General features: G+C 65.1%; 1 protein-coding gene and 2 rRNA genes. All 3 read left to right on the top strand.

Features of this window, described 5'->3' with window-relative positions:
* Positions 1-98: ribosomal RNA gene (locus ACFWFP_RS13900) — 23S ribosomal RNA — on the top strand; the annotation flags it as partial.
* A gap of 123 nt (positions 99-221) precedes the next feature.
* Positions 222-338 (top strand): 5S ribosomal RNA (gene rrf / locus ACFWFP_RS13895).
* A gap of 522 nt (positions 339-860) precedes the next feature.
* Positions 861-1,533: hypothetical protein (locus tag ACFWFP_RS13890; protein ID WP_379295098.1), on the top strand; the 673-nt coding region annotated here is incomplete at its 3' end.

Raw genomic sequence — 1,533 nt, 5'->3', positions numbered from 1 at the left:
GTTAAGGCCCCCTACAGACCATGGGGTTGATAGGCCAGAATTGGAAGCCAGGTAACTGGTGTAGGTGACTGGTACTAATAGGCCGAGGGCTTACTTATGAAGGTGTTACGCGTCCACTGTGCGGTTTCTGAAACAACAGACACTGCAGCAATCCTGATCATCAGGTCCCGATTCGGTTGGGGTCCGGTGTTTTCGGGGTGCGCTGTCTAGTTTCATAGAGTTACGGTAGTTATAGCGGTGGGGAAACGCCCGGTCCCATTCCGAACCCGGAAGCTAAGGCCACCTGCGCCGATGGTACTGCACTCGTCAGGGTGTGGGAGAGTAGGACACTGCCGGAACATCCTTCGCGATAGGGGACCCTTATTTGGGTCCCCTATCGGCGTTTGTGGACTCGATACGAGTTCGGTACGCCAGGCGGACGATGCCCCGTCCTTCGTCCGTGGTTGAATTCTTAGTGGCGGGGCCATTGACAACACTCCCCGGAGGCCGGGGAACCTAGAGAGGGATCGCCGTGTCGGAACACAACGACGGACGGAAGCCTTTCCGCCGGGACGGAGACGCCCCCGGTTTCGGCCGGCGAGGCGAACCGACCGATCGCCCCCGCGGCGGACACGGTGACAATCGAGGCTCCGGCCGTGGCGAAGGCGGCGGATTCCGCCGTGACGACGCAGGCCGAGGCGGTAGCGCAGGTCGTGGTGGCTCCGACCGGGGTGGATTCCGTCGTAGCGACGACAATCGCGGCTCCGGTCGCCCCGAAGGCCAGCGTGGCGGCTACAACCGCGACGACCGCGGGGGCAGCTCCGACCGCGGTGGATTCAAGCGCAGCGACAGTGGTGACCGCGGCGGCTACCAGCGCCGTGATGACGCCGGTCGCGGTGGCTCGAGCGACCGTGGTGGCTACCGTGGCAACGACGACCGTCCCCGTGGTGATCGTGGCGCCTCCGCGGATCGCGGTGGCTACCAGCGCCGTGACGACAGCTCGAGGGGTGGCTACCCGAAGCGCGACGACGCGGGTCGCGGTGGTTACCAGCGACGCGATGACAACGATCGTGGCGGCTACCAGAAGCGTGACGACAACGATCGTGGATTCAAACGCGGCGACAGTGGCGATCGCGGTGGCTACCAGCGCCGTGATGACGCCGGTCGCGGTGGCTCCGGTGATCGTGGTGGATTCCGGCGTGAAGGCGGAAGTGACCGTCCCGCAGGTGGTTTCGATCGCGGCGGTGACCGCGGCGGCTACCGCGGTGGTTCGGACCGCGGCGGTTCGTCGGATCGTGGTGGCTACCAGCGCCGCGACGACAACAACAGCGGTTACCCCAAGCGCGATGACGCCGGTCGCGGTGGTTACCAGCGACGCGATGACAACGATCGTGGCGGTTACCAGAAGCGTGACGACAACGATCGCGGTGGATTCAAGCGCGGCGACAGTGGTGACCGTGGTGGCTACCAGCGCCGTGATGACGCCGGTCGCGGTGGCTCCGGTGATCGTGGTGGATTCCGGCGTGAAGGCGGAAGTGACCGTCCCGCAGGTGG

This window comes from Nocardia sp. NPDC060249 (assembly GCF_042728755.1).
Classification (GTDB): Bacteria; Actinomycetota; Actinomycetes; order Mycobacteriales; family Mycobacteriaceae; genus Nocardia.
This window is presented reverse-complemented; position numbering and strand designations above follow the sequence as displayed.